This is a genomic window from Streptomyces cellostaticus, from assembly GCF_001513965.1.
GTDB classification, from domain to species: Bacteria; Actinomycetota; Actinomycetes; order Streptomycetales; family Streptomycetaceae; genus Streptomyces; species Streptomyces cellostaticus.
In genome coordinates, this window is record NZ_KQ948016.1 from 686,810 (window position 1) to 704,466 (window position 17,657).

General features: G+C 72.5%; 15 protein-coding genes, 1 pseudogene and 1 riboswitch. Of the genes and pseudogenes, 10 read left to right on the forward strand and 6 right to left on the reverse strand.

Features of this window, described 5'->3' with window-relative positions:
• Positions 1-76 precede the first annotated feature (76 nt).
• Positions 77-1,129 carry an ATP-grasp domain-containing protein gene (locus tag AQI88_RS06725; RefSeq protein ID WP_066993329.1) on the forward strand — a complete coding sequence of 351 codons (1,053 nt, stop codon included), beginning with the start codon at positions 77-79 and terminating at the stop codon, positions 1,127-1,129.
• 456 nt (positions 1,130-1,585) lie between these two features.
• Here AQI88_RS06725 and AQI88_RS06730 read toward each other — a convergent pair.
• A pseudogene (locus AQI88_RS06730) lies at positions 1,586-2,343 on the reverse strand (BUD32 family EKC/KEOPS complex subunit).
• 39 nt (positions 2,344-2,382) lie between these two features.
• Positions 2,383-2,530, forward strand: a riboswitch (cobalamin riboswitch).
• A 117-nt stretch (positions 2,531-2,647) separates the two neighbouring features.
• Between AQI88_RS06730 and AQI88_RS06735 the strand changes: the two are divergent.
• The 6 genes from AQI88_RS06735 (at position 2,648) to AQI88_RS06760 (ending at position 9,068) form a co-directional block, all read left to right on the forward strand.
• Positions 2,648-3,883 carry an SCO2321 family membrane protein gene (locus AQI88_RS06735; RefSeq protein ID WP_066993332.1) on the forward strand — a complete coding sequence of 412 codons (1,236 nt, stop codon included), beginning with the start codon at positions 2,648-2,650 and terminating at the stop codon, positions 3,881-3,883.
• Entirely contained in the window at positions 3,880-4,521 is a 642-nt protein-coding gene (locus AQI88_RS06740; RefSeq protein WP_066993336.1) for an SCO2322 family protein, read from the forward strand. Before AQI88_RS06735 ends, AQI88_RS06740 begins: the two co-directional genes overlap by 4 nt.
• Positions 4,514-5,758 carry an energy-coupling factor transporter transmembrane component T gene (locus AQI88_RS06745; protein WP_107118476.1) on the forward strand — a complete coding sequence of 415 codons (1,245 nt, stop codon included), beginning with the start codon at positions 4,514-4,516 and terminating at the stop codon, positions 5,756-5,758. The genes AQI88_RS06740 and AQI88_RS06745 overlap by 8 nt, the downstream gene beginning before the upstream one ends.
• A complete protein-coding gene (locus tag AQI88_RS06750; protein ID WP_066993339.1) occupies positions 5,755-7,494 on the forward strand; it encodes an ABC transporter ATP-binding protein in 1,740 nt (579 codons plus the stop codon). Before AQI88_RS06745 ends, AQI88_RS06750 begins: the two co-directional genes overlap by 4 nt.
• Positions 7,491-8,318, forward strand: a complete 828-nt coding sequence (locus AQI88_RS06755) for an ECF transporter S component (RefSeq protein WP_066993341.1) — start codon at positions 7,491-7,493, stop codon at positions 8,316-8,318. The genes AQI88_RS06750 and AQI88_RS06755 overlap by 4 nt, the downstream gene beginning before the upstream one ends.
• Before the next feature lie 336 nt (positions 8,319-8,654).
• A complete protein-coding gene (locus tag AQI88_RS06760; protein ID WP_066993788.1) occupies positions 8,655-9,068 on the forward strand; it encodes an aggregation-promoting factor C-terminal-like domain-containing protein in 414 nt (137 codons plus the stop codon).
• Here the strand turns inward: AQI88_RS06760 and AQI88_RS06765 are convergent.
• A complete protein-coding gene (locus AQI88_RS06765; RefSeq protein ID WP_066993345.1) occupies positions 9,065-10,336 on the reverse strand; it encodes an alpha/beta hydrolase family protein in 1,272 nt (423 codons plus the stop codon). The two genes, AQI88_RS06760 and AQI88_RS06765, sit on opposite strands and share 4 nt — an antisense overlap.
• A gap of 115 nt (positions 10,337-10,451) precedes the next feature.
• Between AQI88_RS06765 and AQI88_RS06770 the strand changes: the two genes are divergently transcribed.
• The gene (locus AQI88_RS06770; RefSeq protein WP_066993348.1) at positions 10,452-11,168 is read left to right on the forward strand and encodes a YoaK family protein; all 717 of its coding nucleotides are present in this window, start codon (positions 10,452-10,454) and stop codon (positions 11,166-11,168) included.
• 108 nt (positions 11,169-11,276) lie between these two features.
• Here AQI88_RS06770 and AQI88_RS06775 read toward each other — a convergent pair whose 3' ends face one another.
• Complete coding sequence (locus tag AQI88_RS06775) at positions 11,277-12,512, reverse strand: cytochrome P450 (RefSeq protein WP_066993351.1); 1,236 nt, start codon at positions 12,510-12,512, stop codon at positions 11,277-11,279.
• A 228-nt stretch (positions 12,513-12,740) separates the two neighbouring features.
• Between AQI88_RS06775 and AQI88_RS06780 the strand changes: the two genes are divergently transcribed.
• Positions 12,741-13,910, forward strand: coding sequence for a steroid 3-ketoacyl-CoA thiolase (locus AQI88_RS06780; RefSeq protein ID WP_066993355.1), 1,170 nt, complete (start codon positions 12,741-12,743; stop codon positions 13,908-13,910).
• Here the strand turns inward: AQI88_RS06780 and AQI88_RS42695 are convergent.
• Positions 13,894-14,151, reverse strand: a complete 258-nt coding sequence (locus tag AQI88_RS42695) for a DUF397 domain-containing protein (protein ID WP_079057424.1) — start codon at positions 14,149-14,151, stop codon at positions 13,894-13,896. The two genes, AQI88_RS06780 and AQI88_RS42695, sit on opposite strands and share 17 nt — an antisense overlap.
• Complete coding sequence (locus tag AQI88_RS06790; protein WP_066993361.1) at positions 14,132-14,959, reverse strand: helix-turn-helix domain-containing protein; 828 nt, start codon at positions 14,957-14,959, stop codon at positions 14,132-14,134. The genes AQI88_RS42695 and AQI88_RS06790 overlap by 20 nt, the downstream gene beginning before the upstream one ends.
• Before the next feature lie 92 nt (positions 14,960-15,051).
• Here AQI88_RS06790 and AQI88_RS06795 point away from each other — a divergent pair, with 92 nt between their 5' ends.
• The gene (locus tag AQI88_RS06795; RefSeq protein ID WP_398698687.1) at positions 15,052-15,465 is read left to right on the forward strand and encodes an ATP-binding protein; all 414 of its coding nucleotides are present in this window, start codon (positions 15,052-15,054) and stop codon (positions 15,463-15,465) included.
• On the opposite strand, the gene AQI88_RS06800 is transcribed toward AQI88_RS06795, so the two are convergent.
• Complete coding sequence (locus AQI88_RS06800) at positions 15,466-17,502, reverse strand: bifunctional glycosyltransferase 87/phosphatase PAP2 family protein (RefSeq protein ID WP_066993364.1); 2,037 nt, start codon at positions 17,500-17,502, stop codon at positions 15,466-15,468.
• Positions 17,503-17,657 lie beyond the last annotated feature (155 nt).

Genomic DNA, 17,657 nt, shown 5'->3' on the forward strand with positions numbered 1-17,657 from the left:
CTCGGGTGCTGCCTATGGGGGAGCAGCATCCGGGGCGTTCCTCTGTCCGCCTTCTCCCCACGAAGGTGAGGCGACCATGCCGGATCCCGTCCTTCTTCTCGAGGCCGGCGGGCCGGCCGCGTACGGCGAGTTCGCGCTGGCGCGGATCGCGGCGGCCCACCCGGTGGTACTGGCCGGCGCCGCCCCGCCCGGCTGGGCGCTCCCCTACCTGGCCGGCCGCATCGCTGCCGACCCGGGCCAGGGACCGGCCACGGCCGAGGCGGTCGCGCGGCACGCGGCACGGCACGGGGTCGGCGGCGTCATGACCTGGGCCAGGGAGCAACTGCCCGCCGCCGCACGGATCGCCGCCCGGCTGGGGCTGCCCGGCATCCCGCAGGAGACGGCCGAGGCCTGCGCCGATCCGGCCGCGTTACGGTCCCTGCTGGCCCGCCACAAGGTCCCGCCGGCGGGCCGGGACGACACCGAGGGACCGCTCGTCTCGGCCGAGGCCGTCGTCCTCGACGACGAGGTCCGCATCGCCGCGCTCACCCGTACGACCCCGGGCCCGCCGCCCGCCCGGCAGCCGCTGCGGCACACCGTGCACGCCCACGACGGGCTGCTGCACAACCCCTTCCTCCGCCACACGGTGGAGCGGACCGTACGCGCGCTCGGCCTCGCGCACACCGTCGCGCACATCGGCCTGCGGCTCACCGCCCGCGGCCCCCGCGTCACCGACGTCGTCCCGCACCTGCCCGGCGACCTGATCCCGCTGCTGGTCGAGCGGGCCACCGGCGTCGACCTGGCGCGGGCCGCCGCGGCCCTGGCCACCGGCCGCCTTCCGGACGTGGCCCCGACCCGGCAGCGGGCGGCCGCGATCCAGTTCGCCTACCCGGCGGCGACCGGCCGCCTGACCCGGCTGGACCTGGACCCCACCGCCGCGTACGAGTCGTCCGTCGAGCGCATGATCCTCACCCGGCAGCAGGGCGACCGGGTGACGGCGGCCGCGCACGCGGACGTCACCGACCGGCTCGCGCACTGGGTGGTGGTGGGCGAGGACCCGGCGCAGTGCACGCACGGACTCCACCGCATGGCCCGCCACCTGACGGCGGGCATCATCCCTGCGGCGAGCCTGCGGACCCACGCGGCGTAGGGCCTGCCCGGCGGCTCAGGCCGACTGCAGGCAACGGTGCCTGACGGATGGGCAGACCGACATCACATACGGCCCTCGTCGACTTCTGCCTGGACCGGCGTCACGGAAGCCGCCGACCACGCCGCCACTTCCCTGATCAACTCCTCTGCCTTTCCGAGGAGTTCGACCTCCCGGCGGCTCATCGTCGGGTTGGCTGCCTGGCGTCAGCGGGCCTCGGTCAGTCCCTCGTCGGTGAGGTCCGAGGGGTCGGCGAGCAGGGCTGTGAGCATCGCCCGGGCCCCGTCGGCGAAGGGTTCGCCCCCGACGGCCACCTGCGCACGGACTCCACCGCATGGCCCGCCACCTGACGGCGGGCATCATCCCTGCGGCGAGCCTGCGGACCCACGCGGCGTAGGGCCTGCCCGGCGGCTCAGGCCGGCTCCAGGCAACGGTGCCTGACGGATGGGCAGACCGACGTCACATACGGCCCTCGTCGACTTCTGCCTGGACCGGCGTCACGGAAGCCGCCGACCACGCCGCCACTTCCCTGATCAACTCCTCTGCCTTTCCGAGGAGTTCGACCTCCCGGCGGCTCATCGTCGGGTTGGCTGCCCGGCGTCGGCGGGCCTCGGCCAGTCCCTCGTCGGTGAGGTCCGAGGGGTCGGCGAGCAGGGCTGCGAGCATCGCCCGGGCCCCGTCGGCGATGGGTTCGCCCCCGACGGCCACCTGGGCGAGGATCACCGCGGACATGCCCCAGTCGAGGCCCGGTTGCCCGTCCTCGGCGTTGGACCAGTCGATGACCCGGGGCCCGTCGGCGGTGAGCTCCCCCAGCTCTCAACTTCGTTCGAGCCGGGGGGACCCCCATCGTTGTCCGGATGCAGGTCGAGGTGCAGCACACGCGCACCCGGTGCGGCCGCGTCCCGGCCCGGTACGGCATGCAGTTGGCGCAGCAGCCCGGCCAGCAGCGTGCCCGCCTCAGCCGCACCGATCCGGCCCTCGGCCAACGCGCCCAGCATCGTCGGCCCCTCCAGCCGCTGCATCACCAGGTCGGTACGCGAGCCGGAGGGCCGTATCCGGGGCACCGGGTACCCGTGCCGTCGTACGTGCTCCATCACGGCCCCCTCGGCGGCCGCGTCCCCCCAGCCCTCGCGGTCCCGGCGCAGTACCCATGCGCCGTCGATCTCGTACACGTCGGCCGAACGACCCGACCCCAGCAGTCTCCCCGTAATCGTCATGGCCGTGACCTTAGTCACCGCCCCTGTGCGTCCACAGCCACTCCTCAGCCCGTTCGTGGCTGCCGGTAAAGTGGCCGAGGTCGTCATCACACCCGTACGGGGGAAAGCCGGTGCAATTCCGGCGCTGGCCCGCAACCGTGAGCCGCCGCAGGGCGGTGAGCCGGACTGCCTCGCACGGGATGTTGACCGGCTCGCGTGCGCGGCGGCCCGTTGCGCACGGCACCGTCGAGGTTTACGGAGCCGAGCCGCCCGGGGTCTCCCGTGCGCTGCCCGGCTCCCCCGCAGGGAGAGGCAGTCGCCGACCATGAACGTCCGCCGCAGTGCCGCGGCTCTCGCCGCCATAGGCGTGCTGGCCGCCGCCGCACCCGCCACGGCCGCCGATCCGTCCCCCTCCGCCTCCCCCAAGGTGTCGACGCCGTCCGGGCTGTTCGGCAAGAACGACCCGACGTACGACGGGGTGTGGCGCCAGTCGCTCGCTCTGCTCGCCCAGCGGACCCTCGGGTACCGTCCCGCCACCTCGGCCGTCGAGTGGCTGGTCGGCCAGCAGTGCGAGAAGGGCGGCTTCGCCGCGTTCCGTGCCGACACCGGCAAGCCCTGCGAGGGCAAGGGCGGCGCCCGGCCCGACACCAACAGCACGGCCGCCGCCGTCCAGGCCCTGCAGGCGGTCGGCGGCCACGACGCCGCTGTCCGCAAGGCCCTGGTCTGGCTGACGACGCTCCAGAACAAGGACGGCGGCTGGGGCTACTCGCCCGGCGCTGTGAGCGACACCAACTCCACCAGCGTCGTCATCGGCGCTTTCGCCGCGGTCGGCCAGGACCCCGCCCAGCTGCATACCGGGAGCAAGACCCCGTACGACCTGCTGACCAAGTGGTCCCTGCCCTGCGAGGGCGCCGGGGCCGGAGCGCTCCCCTTCCAGCCGGACAAGAAGGGCAAGCTGACCGCCAACGCGGACGCGACGGCGGCCGCGGTGCTCGGCGCGCTCGGCAAGGGGTTCGTGACGAAGGCCGGGAAGGCCCCGGAGCAGGGCCACAGCTGCGCCGACTCCGACAAGCCGCTCACCCCGGCCCAGGTGGCGAACAACGCCTCCGCCTACCTGACGGACGCCCTGACCGACGACGGCTACCTGAATTCCGCGCCGATGCCCGGCGGCAAGAGCCAGCCCGACTACGGCAACACCGCCGACACGGTCGTCGCGCTCGCCGCGGACGGCTGGACCCGGCCGGCCAAGAAGCCGTACGCCTGGCTGGAGAAGAACGCGGTGAAGTGGGCGGAGCAGAGCGGCCCGGCCGCCTACGCCGAGCTGGTCTTCGCCGCGCACGCGATGGGCGACGACCCGCACGACTTCGGCGGTACGGACCTGGTGCGGGCGCTCAACGCGACGGGACCGGCGCCGCAGACGGCGAAGGCGGCGGACGAGAAGGCGAAGCCGGCCGCGCACGACTCGGGCACGCGCGTCTGGTGGATCGTCGGCGTCGGCCTCGTCGCCGGCATCGGCATCGGCTTCCTGCTCAGCGGCCGCCGGAAGCGGCAGCAGCCGTGACCGCCGTCCGCCGTGCCGCGGCCCTGCTCGTCGCCGCGCTCGTCGTCGTGGCCGGTGCCGCCCAGGCGCATGCCGCCGGTTACCGCTACTGGTCGTTCTGGGAGCGGGACGGCGGCCACTGGACGTACGCCACCGAGGGCCCCTCGACCGCCCGCCCCGACGACGGTGCCGTGCAGGGCTTCCGCTTCGCGGTGAGCGCGGACTCCGCGGACGCGAGCCGGCCGCGCGGCACGGCGGACTTCGCCACGATCTGCGCGGCGACGCCCGCGAAGCCGGGCACCAAGCGCGTGGCTCTCGTCATCGACTCCGGCACGGCGGCGGACGCCCCGTCCGGCGAGACACCGCCCGCCCGCCGCGCCGCCTGCGCCCGCGTCTCCCCCGACGCGACGACGGCCGAGGCCCTGGCCGCGGTGGCGGGCCCTCTGCGCTACGACACGAACGCCCTGCTGTGCGCGATTGCCGGGTATCCGCGGCAGGGGTGCGGGGAGCAGGTGTCTGCCGACGGCACCCGGAAGAAGGGGGCGCAGAAGAAGGAGTCGGACGGTGGTCCGTCGCTGGGGCTGCCGATCGGCGTGGCCGTGGTCGCGCTGCTGGGCGGGGCGGCGGTGTGGCAGGCGCGGCGGCGCAAGGATGTCTAGCGGTGGGTCGCGCCGTGATCCCGCGGGTGAGTGCCCGGCCGCGGGTCCGTGGGGGCGGGTCGCGCAGTTCCCCGCGCCCCTGGGGAGTTGCAGCTCTGTCGGCCGCAAAGCCGCCCCGGCACCCCGCAAGCGCGGGCGAGCGACACCCGCCCCCGGCCGGCATCAGCACCGCGCACCGCTTCACCCCGGCGCCTGGTGGCTGTGGTCGCTCGGGCTCGGTACCGCCGCCACCCGCACCACCAACCCCCTCCTCCTCGCCCTCCTCATAGCCGCCGCCGGCTACGTCGTGGCCACACACCGCTCCGCCGCTCCCTGGGCCCGCTCCTACGCCGCCTTCGTCAAGCTCGCCGCCGCCGTCCTCCTCATCCGCCTCGCCTTCACGGTCGTCCTCGGCTCCCCCATCCCCGGCACCCACACCCTGCTCACGCTCCCCGAAGTCCCCCTCCCCCACTGGGCACAGGGCATCCGCCTGGGCGGCGAGGTCACCGCGGAAGCCCTTCTCTTCTCCGGTTACAACGGCCTGAAGCTGGCCGCTCTCCTCATCTGTGTCGGTGCCGCGGGGGCCCTCGCCAGCCCGGCGCGTCTCCTCAAGTCCCTGCCCGGCGCCCTGTACGAGGCCGGCGTGGCCGTCGTCGTCGCGCTCACCTTCGCGCCGCACCTCATCGCCGACGTCCAGCGGCTGCGTGCCGCCCGCCGGCTGCGCGGCCGCCCGGACCGGGGTGTGCGGGGCCTGCTCCAGGTGGGACTGCCGGTTCTGGAGGGCGCGTTGGAGCGCTCGGTCGCCCTCGCCGCCGCGATGGACGCCCGGGGCTACGGCCGTACCGCCGACGTCCCCGCCCGCGTGCGGCGTACGACGACCGCGCTCACCCTCGGCGGCCTGCTCGGGGTGTGCGCGGGAACGTACGGGCTGCTCACCGCGGAGGGCGGCACCTACGGGCTGCCGGTGATGTGCGCCGGGGTCGCCGCCGCGCTCGCGGGCCTGCGCCTGGGCGGCCGCCGCACCCCGCGCACCCGGTACCGCCCGGAGCCCTGGGGTGCGCACGCCTGGCTGGTCGCGGGCTCGGGTGCCGCCGTCGCCGCGCTGCTCGCGCTCGCCTCCGTGCGCGATCCGGGCGCGCTGAACCCGGGAGTCGTCCCCCTGACGGCCCCCGCTCTCCCTCTCTGGCCGGCCGCGGCCGTCCTGCTCGCACTGCTGCCCGCCTTCGTCGTACCCAAAGCCCCCAAGGAGCCGTCGTGATCCGCTTCGAGGAGGTCAGTGTCACCTACGAGGGCGCGGCCGAACCGACCGTCCAGGGAGTGGACTTCGAGGTGCCCGAGGGCGAACTCGTGCTGCTCGTCGGCCCGTCCGGGGTCGGCAAGTCGACCGTGCTGGGCGCGGTCAGCGGGCTGGTCCCGCACTTCACCGGCGGCACCCTGCGCGGCCGGGTCACGGTGGCCGGCCGGGACACCCGTACCCACAAGCCGCGCGAACTGGCCGACGTCGTCGGCACGGTGGGGCAGGACCCGCTCGCGCACTTCGTGACGGACACGGTGGAGGACGAACTCGCCTACGGCATGGAGTCGTTGGGGCTCGCCCCGGAGGTGATGCGGCGCCGGGTGGAGGAGACCCTGGACCTGCTGGGCCTCGCCGATCTGCGCGACCGGCCCATCGCCACGCTCTCCGGCGGGCAGCGGCAGCGGGTCGCGATCGGCTCGGTCCTCACCCCGCACCCGCGGGTGCTGGTGCTCGACGAGCCGACCTCGGCGCTCGACCCGGCCGCGGCGGAGGAGGTCCTGGCCGTTCTGCAGCGCCTGGTCCACGATCTCGGTACGACGGTCCTGCTGGCCGAGCACCGCCTGGAACGTGTGATCCAGTACGCCGACCGGGTCGTCCTGCTGCCCGCTCCCGGCGCGGCCCCGCTGTTCGGCGACCCGGCCGAGGTGATGGCCGTCTCCCCGGTGTACCCGCCGGTGGTGGACCTGGGCCGCCTGGCCGGCTGGACCCCGCTGCCGCTGACGGTCCGAGACGCCCGCCGCCGCGCCGCTGACCTGCGAAAACGACTGACCCACCCAGCTGCGGGCGGTCGGGCCGCCGGGGCGGCACGGGTGGGCGCAGCGGCGGCACCGCGCGAGCGCGGGCAAGCGACTCCACCCCCGCCCGGCACCAGCGTCCCCGTACCGTCCCCCCGGCGCCGTCTGTTCCGCCGGACCGCAGCCGCAACCCCCGACCCCACCGCTCCCCCACAGATCGCGGAGGTCCGCGCCCTCGCCGTCTGCCGGGCCCGGATCACCGCCCTCCGGCACGTCGACCTGACCGTGGCCCCCGGCGAGACCGTCGCGCTGATGGGCCGCAACGGCGCCGGGAAGTCCACGCTGCTCGGCTCCCTGGTCGGGCTGGTGGAGCCCACCGCCGGTATCGTCCGCGTCGGCGGGGCCGTACCCCATCGCACCCCGCCCCGGGACCTCGTACGCCGGGTCGGTCTCGTCCCGCAGGAGCCGCGTGATCTGCTGTACGCGGACACGGTGGCCGCGGAGTGCACGGCCGCCGACCGGGACGCGGGGGCCGAACCCGGCACCTGCCGGGCCCTGGTGTCCGAGTTGCTGCCGGGCATCACGGACGACACGCACCCGCGTGACCTCTCCGAGGGCCAGCGGCTGGCGCTCGCCCTGGCGGTCGTGCTGGCCGCCCGCCCTCCGCTGCTTCTGCTGGACGAGCCGACGCGCGGCCTGGACTACGCGGCCAAGGCCCGCCTGGTCACGGTGCTGCGCGCGCTGGCCACCGAGGGGCACGCGATCGTCCTGGCCACGCATGACGTGGAGCTGGCCGCCGAGATCGCGCACCGGGTGGTGCTGCTCGCCGAGGGCGAGGTGATCGCCGACGGTCCGACGGCGGAGATAGTGGTCTCCTCACCTTCCTTCGCCCCGCAGGTCACCAAGATCCTGGCCCCGCAGCAGTGGCTGACGGTGACCGAGGTGCGGGAGGCCCTGGGATGACCGCCTCGCAGGCCCGGGTCCGGGCCATCCGCCTCGGCCCCCGTTCCCTCGCCGCGCTGGTGCTGGTCAGTGCGGTGGGGGTGGTCGCTTTCTGCTGGCCCTTCCTCGCCCCGCCCTCCTCTCAGCTGAGCGCGCACGCCGAGGACGCGCCCTGGCTCTTCGCCGGTCTGCTGGTGCTGCTGGTCGCGGTCGTGGCGGCGACGATCTCCGAGTCCGGTCTCGGCCCGAAGGCCGTCGCCATGCTGGGCGTGCTGGCCGCGACCGGGGCGGCCCTGCGCCCCATCGGCGCGGGCACGGCCGGGATCGAGCCGATGTTCTTCCTGCTGGTGCTCAGCGGCCGGGTGCTCGGCCCCGGCTTCGGCTTCGTCCTCGGCTCGGTGACGATGTTCGCGTCCGCGCTGCTCACGGGCGGGGTCGGCCCCTGGATGCCGTTCCAGATGCTGGCGATGGGCTGGTTCACGATGGGCGCCGGGCTGCTCCCGGGCCAGGTCCGCCTGCGCGGCCGGGGCGAACTCCTGCTGCTGGCCGCCTACGGCTTCCTCGCGGCCTTCGCCTACGGCACGCTCATGAACCTGGCCGGCTGGCCCTTCATGGGCGCCCTGACCTCGAACATCGCCTTCGACCCGCAGGCGACGGTCCCCGCCAACCTGGCCCGCTTCGCCGCCTACTGCCTGGCCACCTCGATGGGCTGGGACCTGGGCCGGGCGATCTGCACGGTCGTCCTCACCCTGGTGCTCGGCCCGGCGCTGCTGCGCGCGCTGCGCCGGGCCACCCGGCGCGCCGCTTTCGAGACCGCGGTCACATTCGACGCACCCGCTGCGTGAGGGGCCGTATCCATGTCGTGAGCAGCGCGGTGAAGCACCCCACATGACGCAGCTCACCTACGACCAGGGTTCGTAGTTGCTTATGTCCGATACGTCTCCTCCTGCACCCCTTCTGACCTGCACTTTGAGACCCACGCCACACAAGCGACCTTTCCCCTCGATCCGGCCACAACTAGTAAAAGGGGTCATTGCGGACCCGCTGCGAGCCTGGTTCTGTTGAGGACGTCGCCAGGCGCCACGAGCCCGAACGGGTCGCGGCGCCGACGTATGGGGCCACGCATCAAGCGTGGCTCGGACATACGGGCGATCCACCGTCCCCGACGCAAGAGGTTCTCCGTGTCCGTCTCCTTCATCCGCCGCATCGCTTCCCCGAAGAAGGCCCTCACCGCCGCCGCTCTGGCTGCCGCCACCGCCGGTATGGCACTGACCGCGGCGCCCGCCCAGGCCGCCACGACCGAGGCCTCCTCCGCCCAGGCGATCGCGCACAAGATGATCCCGGACGCCGCGCAGTTCAACGCCTTCAGCAAGATCGTCGAGCACGAGAGCGGCTGGAACCCGAGCGCCACCAACAGCTCCTCCGGCGCCTACGGCCTGGTCCAGGCCCTGCCGGGCTCGAAGATGTCCGCGGCCGGCTCCGACTGGAAGACCAACCCGGCCACCCAGATCAAGTGGGGTCTGGACTACATGAACTCCCGCTACGGCAGCCCGGCCCAGGCCTGGAGCTTCTGGCAGGCCAACGGCTGGTACTAAGCCGCTTTGCCGCCGAACCACCGAGCGATCTTCGGCAGCGCCGCGATGTACGACCCCACGTGGTCGACGTCCCCCTGATCCAGCACCCGCACCCTCGCCCCCTCTGCGGCGAGGGTGCGCGCGCATGTCCGGGCGTTGCCGATCGGCACGTCCGTGTCCTTGTCACCGGCGTACAGCCGCACCGGCACGTCCGGTTTCCAGTCGCAGGTGTGGTCGCCCCCGCGCAGTGCCTCCAGGAACCCGCCCGTGGGGTGGGTGAGCTGCCGGTAGAAGTCGTCCGTCAGCAGTTCCCGCACGTTGGGTGCGAGCTGCCTGCTGATGTCCTCCTCGTCGTGCCGCCCGTCGAAGAGGCCCTCGACGCGGTCCGCGTAGGGCGCCCGGAAGACCTCCGCGGGGTTCTTGTACATGGGATGCAGCCGGTTCTGCGCGGTGAGGAAATAGGAGATGTACAGCACACCGCTGGTGTCGTTGACCCGGCCGTCGGCGAGTGCGGGCACCTCCGTGCCCTCCAGGTCGTACGGCCCGGCCACCGGTGCCAGCGCTTTCAGCCGGAAGCCGGGCGCGTCCCCCTCCTGCACCGCCCGCCCCACCGCCATGGCGACCTGCCCGCCCTGTGAGAAGCCGGTCGCGTAGAGGTTCCCGTCGAGCGTCCGGCCGAGCCGGTGCGCCGCCGAGCGGGCCGCGCGCAGCATGTCGACGGAAGCGGTCACGGCCGACCGCGTGTCCATGTAGGGGTGCAGGCCCGGCCCCTGCCCCAGCCCCAGGTAGTCGGGCGCGGCGACGGCGTGCCCGGCCGAGGCGAAGAGGTACGACTGCGCCCGCGCGTCCTCCGAGACCGAGGGTGCGTAGTCCCGGGTAGTCATGGTCCCGTGCGAGTCGGAGACGAGGCCGAGGGTGCGGCCGCCGCCCGTGGGAAGGGTGAGCAGGCCGGTCGCGGTGGTGGGCCGCCCGTACGGGTCGACGGTCCGGTACGTCACCCGGTAGGCCCGGACGCCGTAGCGCAGCGAGTCGGTGCCGACGCCCAGTTTCTCCAGTCCCCGGGCGACCTCGGCCCGGCTGTGCCGGGCGACCGGCACGACGGACACCACCTCTCCCCTCTTTTTCCCGTTTCCCGTTTCCCGGCCTTGCTGTCCGCCCCCGGCGACGGCGGCCGGTGCCACGGCGACGCCGGCGAGCAGCGCGACGGCCGCGACGACACCCGTCCTCCGGATACGCCGACCGGGCTGTATGTCCCCCGGTGTGCGCGCGTTCTTTCCTGATGTGCGCATGTCTTGTGCCATGTCCCGAACGCTACGGACGCACGATGCGCCGGGACATCCGAGAGTCCCCCGCTCCCGTGGTGGACTTGCCACCACCCTGTCCGTCCGGCTGACCGGAGGAACGATGACGACACCGAGGGCGGACCCGGACCTGCGCGGGGTGCGGCTGGTGGTCGTACTCGTGGCGCTGACGGTGGTCAGCGGCCTGATCGACGCGGTGAGCTATCTGGGCCTCGGCCGGGTCTTCACGGCCAACATGACCGGCAACGTGGTGGTCCTCGGCTTCGCCGCCGCCGGCGCCCCCGGCTTCTCGGTCCCGCACACGGTGACCTCGCTGGCCGGCTTCCTGCTGGGCGCGGCGGCCGGCGGCCGCTTGACGGCCCGCTTCGGATGGGGGTCCCCCCGGTCGAGCGAAGTCGAGACTGGGGGAGGGTCGCGCCGCAGGTGGACCCGGCTGACCCTGACGGCGGAAGCACTACTGGTCGGCGCCTCGGCCGCGGTCGCCTTCGGCTGGCCGGGCACGACCGGCACGCGCTACGCCCTCATCGCCCTCACCGCCTTCGCAATGGGCCTGCGCAACGCGACGGTCCGCAAGCTGGGCGTTCCCGGGCTGACGACCACCACGGTCCTGACGATGACCCTGACCGGCCTGGCCGCCGAGTCCCGCCTGGGCGATGCCACGGGTCTGCGCTCCCCGCGCCGCACGGCCGCGGTGATCGCCATGTTCGCAGGTGCCTGGCTGGGCGCCTGGCTGGTCCTCCACCACGGCCTGGCCCTCCCCCTGCTCCTCGCGGCGGCGGCCTCGGGGGTGCTGGCGGTGGTGGCCTCGGGGCGGGAGTGAGGGGTGCGGACCTCGGGGGAGGCAGGAACCGGGCATAGGGACGGGAGTGTTCCTGCCTCCCTCGGGGCAGGCCGGCGGCGCCTGGTGCCGTCGGCCCCGATCGGCGGGTCAGGCCGTGGTGACCCGGAGTTCCTTGACGCCGTTGATCCAGGCCGAGCGCAGCCGGCGGGGGTCGCCGGCCAGGCGCAGGGAGGGCATGGCGTCGGCTATGGCCCCGAAGATCAGGTCGATCTCCAGGACCGCGAGGGATTTGCCCAGGCAGTAGTGCGGGCCTCCGCCGCCGAAGCCCAGGTGGGGGTTGGGGTCGCGGGTGATGTCGAAGGCGTCCGGGGACGCGAAGACCTCGGGGTCGCGGTTGGCGGAGGCGTAGAAGAGGCCCACCCGGTCGCCCTTCTTGATGTGCGCTCCGCCGAGCTCCGTGTCCTGGGTGGCCGTGCGCTGGAAGGAGTTGACCGGGGTGGCCCAGCGGACGATCTCCTCGGCCGTCGTCGCCGGGCGCTCGCGCCGGAAGAGGTCCCACTGCTCCGGGTGGGTGAGGAAGGCGTGCATGCCGTGGGTGATGGCGTTGCGGGTCGTCTCGTTTCCGGCCACCGCCAGCATCAGCACGAAGAAGCCGAACTCGTCGGAGTTCAGGTTGCCCTCGTCCTCCGCCGCCACCAGCGTCGTCACGATGTCGTGGGCCGGGCACTGCTTGCGCTCGGCGGCCATGTTCATGGCGTAGGCGATGATCTCGGCGGCCGACTGCGCGCCGACCTCCTCGGTGATCGCGTACTCGGGGTCGTCGTAGGCGATCATCTTGTTGGACCAGTCGAAGATCTTGGACCGGTCCTCCTGCGGTACGCCGATCAGCTCGGCGATGGCCTGCAGGGGCAGTTCGCAGGCGACCTCGGTGACGAAGTCGAAGGGGCCCGAGCGGGCGCGGGCCGCCGCGACGATCGCCTCGGCGCGGGACCGCAGGCGCTCCTCCAGGGCGCGGATCGACCGTGGCGTGAAGCCGCGTTGCACGATCTGGCGGACCCTGGTGTGCTCGGGCGGGTCCATGTTCAGCAGGATCAGCCGCTGGGCATCGATCGCGTCCCGCCGGATGTGCTCGTTGAAGCGGATGATCGCGGTGTTGAGGTACGAGGAGAAGAGCTCCGGGTGCGTGGAGGCGTACTTGACGTCCGCGTGCCGGGTCAGGGCCCAGTAGCCGTCGTCGGCGAAGCCCGCCAGCCCGTGCGGCTGCGCGATCCAGCGGACCGGCTCGGTGCGGCGCAGCTCGGCGAACTCCGGGAGGGGCACGCGGTGGTGCAGCAGGTCGGGGTCGGTGAAGTCGAACCCGTCGGGCAGCGCGGGGCAGTGCATCGGCAGCTCCAGCCATCTGACGGTCCATCAGAATTTGCCGTGAACGTAGTAACGGGTTCTACAACTGGCAAGAGGTACGACCGTCTCAATTGCGTGCGGAACTCGTGCAGATCGCGACTTCACCCCATGCAAGACCCTTGCGGTGACGGACGCCACATCCGCAGACTGCACAGAGAACTAGAACACGTACTAGTTCTGGAGGAGAGCCCTCGGAGAGGACCCGCACCCATGGCCGCCGAACCCGTGATCGTCGAAGCCGTACGCACCCCGATCGGCAAGCGCGGCGGCGCGCTCGCCAATCTGCACCCCGCCTACCTGCTGGGCGAGACCTACCGTGAACTCCTCGGCCGCACCGGCATCCCCGCCGACGCGGTCGAGCAGATCGTCGGCGGCACGGTGACCCACGCCGGCGAGCAGTCCATGAACCCCGCGCGCACCGCCTGGCTGACCATGGGGCTGCCGTACGAGACGGCGGCGACCACCGTCGACTGCCAGTGCGGCTCCTCGCAGCAGGCCTCGCACATGGTGGCCAACATGGTCGCCGCGGGCGTGATCGACGTCGGGATCAGCTGCGGGGTCGAGGCGATGTCACGGGTGCCGCTCGGCTCGGGCTCCAAGCACGGCCCCGGGAAGCCCTTCCCCGACGAGTGGAACGTCGACCTGCCCAACCAGTTCGAGGCGGCCGAGCGGATCGCCCGGCACCGCGGGCTGACCCGCGAGAACGTGGACGGGCTGGGCCTGCTCTCGCAGAAGCGGGCGGCGGGCGCCTGGGCGGAGGAACGTTTCAAGCGGGAGACCTTCGCCGTGCAGGTGCCCACCACCGAGGAGGAGCAGCACGCCGGGCAGGGCATGTGGCGCCTTGTCGACAAGGACGAGGGGCTGCGGGACACGTCGCTGGAGGCGCTGGCCGGGCTGAAGCCGGTGATGCCGACGGCGGTGCACACGGCGGGCAACTCGTCCCAGATTTCCGATGGTGCCGCGGCCATCATGTGGGCCTCGAAGCGGATGGCTCGCGCCCTGAAGCTGAAGCCTCGGGCACGGATCGTCGCTCAGGCGCTGGTCGGCGCCGACCCGCACTTCCACCTCGACGGGCCGATCGACGCCACGAAGGCCGTGCTGGGCAAGGCCGGGATGTCCCTCAAGGACATCGACCTGGTCGAGATCAACGAGGCTTTCGCGTCAGTGGTGTTGAGCTGGGCTCAGGTCTTCGAGCAGGACCTGGAGAAGGTCAACGTGAACGGTGGTGGAATCGCCCTCGGGCACCCGGTCGGCGCGACGGGCGCCCGCCTGATCACCACCGCCCTGCACGAACTTGAGCGCGCAGACAAGGAGTTCGCGCTGGTGACGATGTGTGCGGGCGGTGGGCTGGCGACGGGGACGATCATTCAGCGGTTGTAGAGGCCCAGTTCACGAAGGTGGTGAAGGTGGCGGGGTCGATCGTGAGGATCGGTCCCGCCGGGGTCTTTGAGTCGCGGATGGCGAGGGTGGCGCAGGGGGTGTCGGCGATCTCTACGCACTCGCCGCCCTGGTCGCCGCTGTACGACGACTTACGCCAGGCCAGGCCGCCGAGCGCGGCGCACTCTACGCACGAGCCGCCCTGGTCTCCGCTGTAGCTGGACTTACGCCACTTGCTCTCCAAAGCGGTCCTCCATCACGCGCCGAATCAGCTCCGCCGAGCCCCTGATGGAGAGCGCGGCGGCCTGCAGATGATCGTAACGGAGCGAGCAGTCCTTGACGGTGTCCGGGTTCGCGGTCGGATGCCCGCTGCTGTAGCCCTCGGTGTACACGATGGCGGGGTCGCTCGCGAAGTGGAAGACGGTGAACGAGCCTTGCGAACCCGCGTGGGCCCCGGCCGAGAACGGCAGCACCTGGATGTTGATCTGGCGGTGACCCACGTACCACAACAGGTGGGCCAGTTGCTCACGCATGACCTCCCGGCCGCCGGTCTCCTGCCAGAGCGTGGCCTCGCTGATGACGGCCCAGAAGTGCGGAGGCTCGCCCTTCTCGAAGATGCGTTGCCGTGCCAGCCGTGCGGCGATCCGGTCATCGAGCTTGGCCTCGTCAATTACCCCGAGCACAGCACGCGCGTATGCCGGAGTCTGCAACAAACCATGAATCAGATGCGTGTGGAAGGTGTTCATCTGCGTGGCCCGCACCTCCAGCTCCGCCACCTGCTGAAACCACGCCGGAAGTTGACTTCGCATCACCAGCGGATGGAGCCGGGACAGTAACCCGCCCGTCCCCAGCGCCGCATCCGCACGCTCGCTGAAATCCAGGGTTGGCAGCTTTCGGGCCGTCTCCACCTGGCCGACCAACGACCCCGTGAAGTTGATGATGTCCCCGAGTTGCCGCTGGGTCAGCCCCGCCGCCTCCCGGCACCGCCGCAGCTCATAGCCGTAGTAGTCGAGCGGCGAGGCGCCCGGGTCGAGGACGTTGATGTGGGTCACGTACGGTCCCCTCTCGCGCAACTCGGCCCACAGCGGGACCGGTTGTATCCGTTCGGTGGCCCAGAGTAGTGACGCAAGGCCAGTCTCGTACCGTGAACTACCACTTCCCCCACTACCGCATGAGCCTCACCGTCCGCGAGCACTCGGTGCGCCACATCCGCCGTATCGTCCGCTCGCTGCTGGCCGAGTGGGAGCTGGCGGACCTGACCGACGCCCTGGAACTGGGCGTGAGCGAACTGGTCACCAACGTCCTGCGACACGTCCCCGACCGCCGCTGCTCGCTGCTGGTGCTGCGGCTGACGGCGGGGGTGCGGGTGGAGGTGACGGACGGCGGCCAGGAACTCCCTTTGGTGCCAAGCATGCCGAATCCCGGGACGGAGAGTGGCCGTGGGCTAACTCTGCTGGACGCCGTGGTCGACAAATGGGGCGTGGCACCGGGGGTCGCCGGCGGCAAGACCGTGTGGTTCGAGTGCTTCAGGTGCGCCTGGCCGGGCCTGCCGGAGTGATCAGCTCGGTGCCGCATCCTTCACCGGCTCCCTCGTCTCCTGGGCCGCCACCGCCGTGACCGTCCGCGCCCGCGGCCCCTGGAAGAGGTACGACAGGCCGAAGCCGGCGCTCACCACCACCGCACCGCCGACCGCGTCCAGGACCCAGTGGTTGCCGGTCGCGACTATGGCCGAGACGGTGAGGAAGGGATGCAGCAGGCCGAGGGCCTTCATCCACCATTTCGGGGCGATGACCGCGATGACGATGCCGCACCACAGCGCCCAGCCGAAGTGCAGGGACGGCATCGCCGCGTACTGGTTGGTGAGCGCGGTCAGGGTGCCGTAGTCCGGCTTGGAGAAGTCCTGGACGCCGTGGACGGTGTCGATCATGCCGAGGGTCGGCATCAGGCGCGGCGGGGCCAGCGGGAAGAGCCAGAAGCCGATCAGGGCGAGGAAGGTGGCGAAGCCGAGGGAGGCGCGGGCCCAGCGGTAGTCGACCGGGCGGCGCCAGTACAGGACGCCCAGGATGGTCAGCGGGACGACGAAGTGGAAGGACTCGTAGTAGAAGCCGAAGAAGTCCCGCAGCCAGTCGATCTTCGCCACGGCGTGGTTGACCGCGTGCTCGATGTCGATGTGCAGGAAACGTTCGGCGTCGAGGACGAGCCGCCCGTGCTCTTCGGCGCTCGCGCGGCCCTTGGAGTTGCTGCCTCCGGTCGCCGCGAGCCGTACCTGCTGGTAGGCGGCGTACACGACGCGGATGAGCAGCAGCTCCAGCAGCAGGTTCGGGCGGGTGAGCACCCGGCGCAGGAAGGGCAGCAGGGGGATGTTCCGGAAGCGGGTCGGGACGGGCGGCGCGTACTCGGTGGGGATCGGTGTCCGGTAGTACGGCGAGGTGCGGGACAGGAACGGTACGGCCGTGGCCGCGACGACGGCCGCGAGCAGCACGATGTTGTCCCGCAGCGGGTACAGCACCGCCATGTGCGGCAGCAGCATCTCCGCCGGGAGGGTGGTGACGAGGACCACCGCGACCGGCCAGACGTAGCGGTCGGAGGCCCGCTTGCCGACCCGGCCGACCACCGCGAGCAGCACCCACAGCAGCTGGTGCTGCCACGTGGTCGGGGAGACGGCGACCGCGGCGCAGCCCGTGAGGGCGACGGCGAGCAGCAGCTGGCCGTCGTGGGCGTAGCGGACGGCGCGGCGCAGGGTCAGGGCCGCGACGGCGGCGCTCAGGAGCAGGAAGAGGGATATCTCGGCAGGGCCGGACAGGCCGAGGCGGAGCAGGGTGCCGTGCAGGGACTGGTTGGCGAGGCCGTCCGCCCTGCCGCCGAGGCCGGCACCGGCCATGTGGTGCACCCAGTAGGTGTACGAGTCGTGGGCCATCGCGGCCCAGGCGAGGGCGGTGCACCCGGCGAAGGTGGCGGCCGTGGTGAGGGCGGCCCGGCGGCGGCCGGTGAACCACAGCAGCGGGGCGAAGAGCAGCACCGTCGGCTGAAGCGCGGCGGCCAGGCCCATACACAGGCCGCCGGCCCGCTGCCCGCGTACGGTGAAGCAGCCGAGCAGCACCAGCAGGACCGGGATGATGCTGGTCTGGCCGAGCCACAGGGTGGTGCGGACCGGCAGCGAGAGCATGAGCAGGCTGATGGCGACCGGAGCGGCCAGCAGCGAGGTGCGGCGGCCGACCGGCTGGGGCAGCGCACGGGCGGCGACCAGGCCGAGGGCGACGACGAGGAGCAGGGTGCCGAAGGTCCAGCCCCAGCCGAGCGCCTGCTCGGCGGATCTGGTGAGCGGCTTGAGCACGAGCCCGCCGAACGGAGTGCCGGTGAACTTCGTGGAGTCGTACAGGGAGCCTTTGACGTGCAGGACGCCGTGGGGGCCGACCCAGGTCTCCAGGTCGGTGAGGCGTTGGCCGCTCGGGGTGGTGAGGACGACGGCGACCTGCCGTACCGCGAGGATCGCGGCCACCGCCCACAGTCCGAGCCGGGCTGCTCTCAGACGGGCTTCGGCCGTGGCCGCCCCGAAGGTTTCCGTAGGTCCCCCACCGTGCTCCACGTTCGCCACGCCGCGTCGGCCTCCGCCCCGTTTCGCTCGTTCTGAGAACCCTACGAGGCTCCCATCCCGTCTGGACAGAGACGCGGGCAACGCCCCCTTTACCTGACGTCTGCCCGTCTTTTGTCCGGAAGACGACAGTGCGCGGGGGGTGCGGTTGCCCTCCA

What these genes read in the sequence shown, in the direction of transcription:
- AQI88_RS06780 (WP_066993355.1), top strand. Translation starts at nt 12,741, where the DNA reads ATGGCCGCCGAACCCGTGATCGTCGAAGCCGTACGCACCCCGATCGGC.
- AQI88_RS06745 (WP_107118476.1), top strand. Translation starts at nt 4,514, where the DNA reads ATGTCTAGCGGTGGGTCGCGCCGTGATCCCGCGGGTGAGTGCCCGGCC.
- AQI88_RS06775 (WP_066993351.1), bottom strand. Translation starts at nt 12,512, where the DNA reads ATGCACTGCCCCGCGCTGCCCGACGGGTTCGACTTCACCGACCCCGAC.
- AQI88_RS06770 (WP_066993348.1), top strand. Translation starts at nt 10,452, where the DNA reads ATGACGACACCGAGGGCGGACCCGGACCTGCGCGGGGTGCGGCTGGTG.
- AQI88_RS06765 (WP_066993345.1), bottom strand. Translation starts at nt 10,336, where the DNA reads ATGCGCACATCAGGAAAGAACGCGCGCACACCGGGGGACATACAGCCC.
- AQI88_RS06755 (WP_066993341.1), top strand. Translation starts at nt 7,491, where the DNA reads ATGACCGCCTCGCAGGCCCGGGTCCGGGCCATCCGCCTCGGCCCCCGT.
- AQI88_RS06735 (WP_066993332.1), top strand. Translation starts at nt 2,648, where the DNA reads ATGAACGTCCGCCGCAGTGCCGCGGCTCTCGCCGCCATAGGCGTGCTG.
- AQI88_RS06725 (WP_066993329.1), top strand. Translation starts at nt 77, where the DNA reads ATGCCGGATCCCGTCCTTCTTCTCGAGGCCGGCGGGCCGGCCGCGTAC.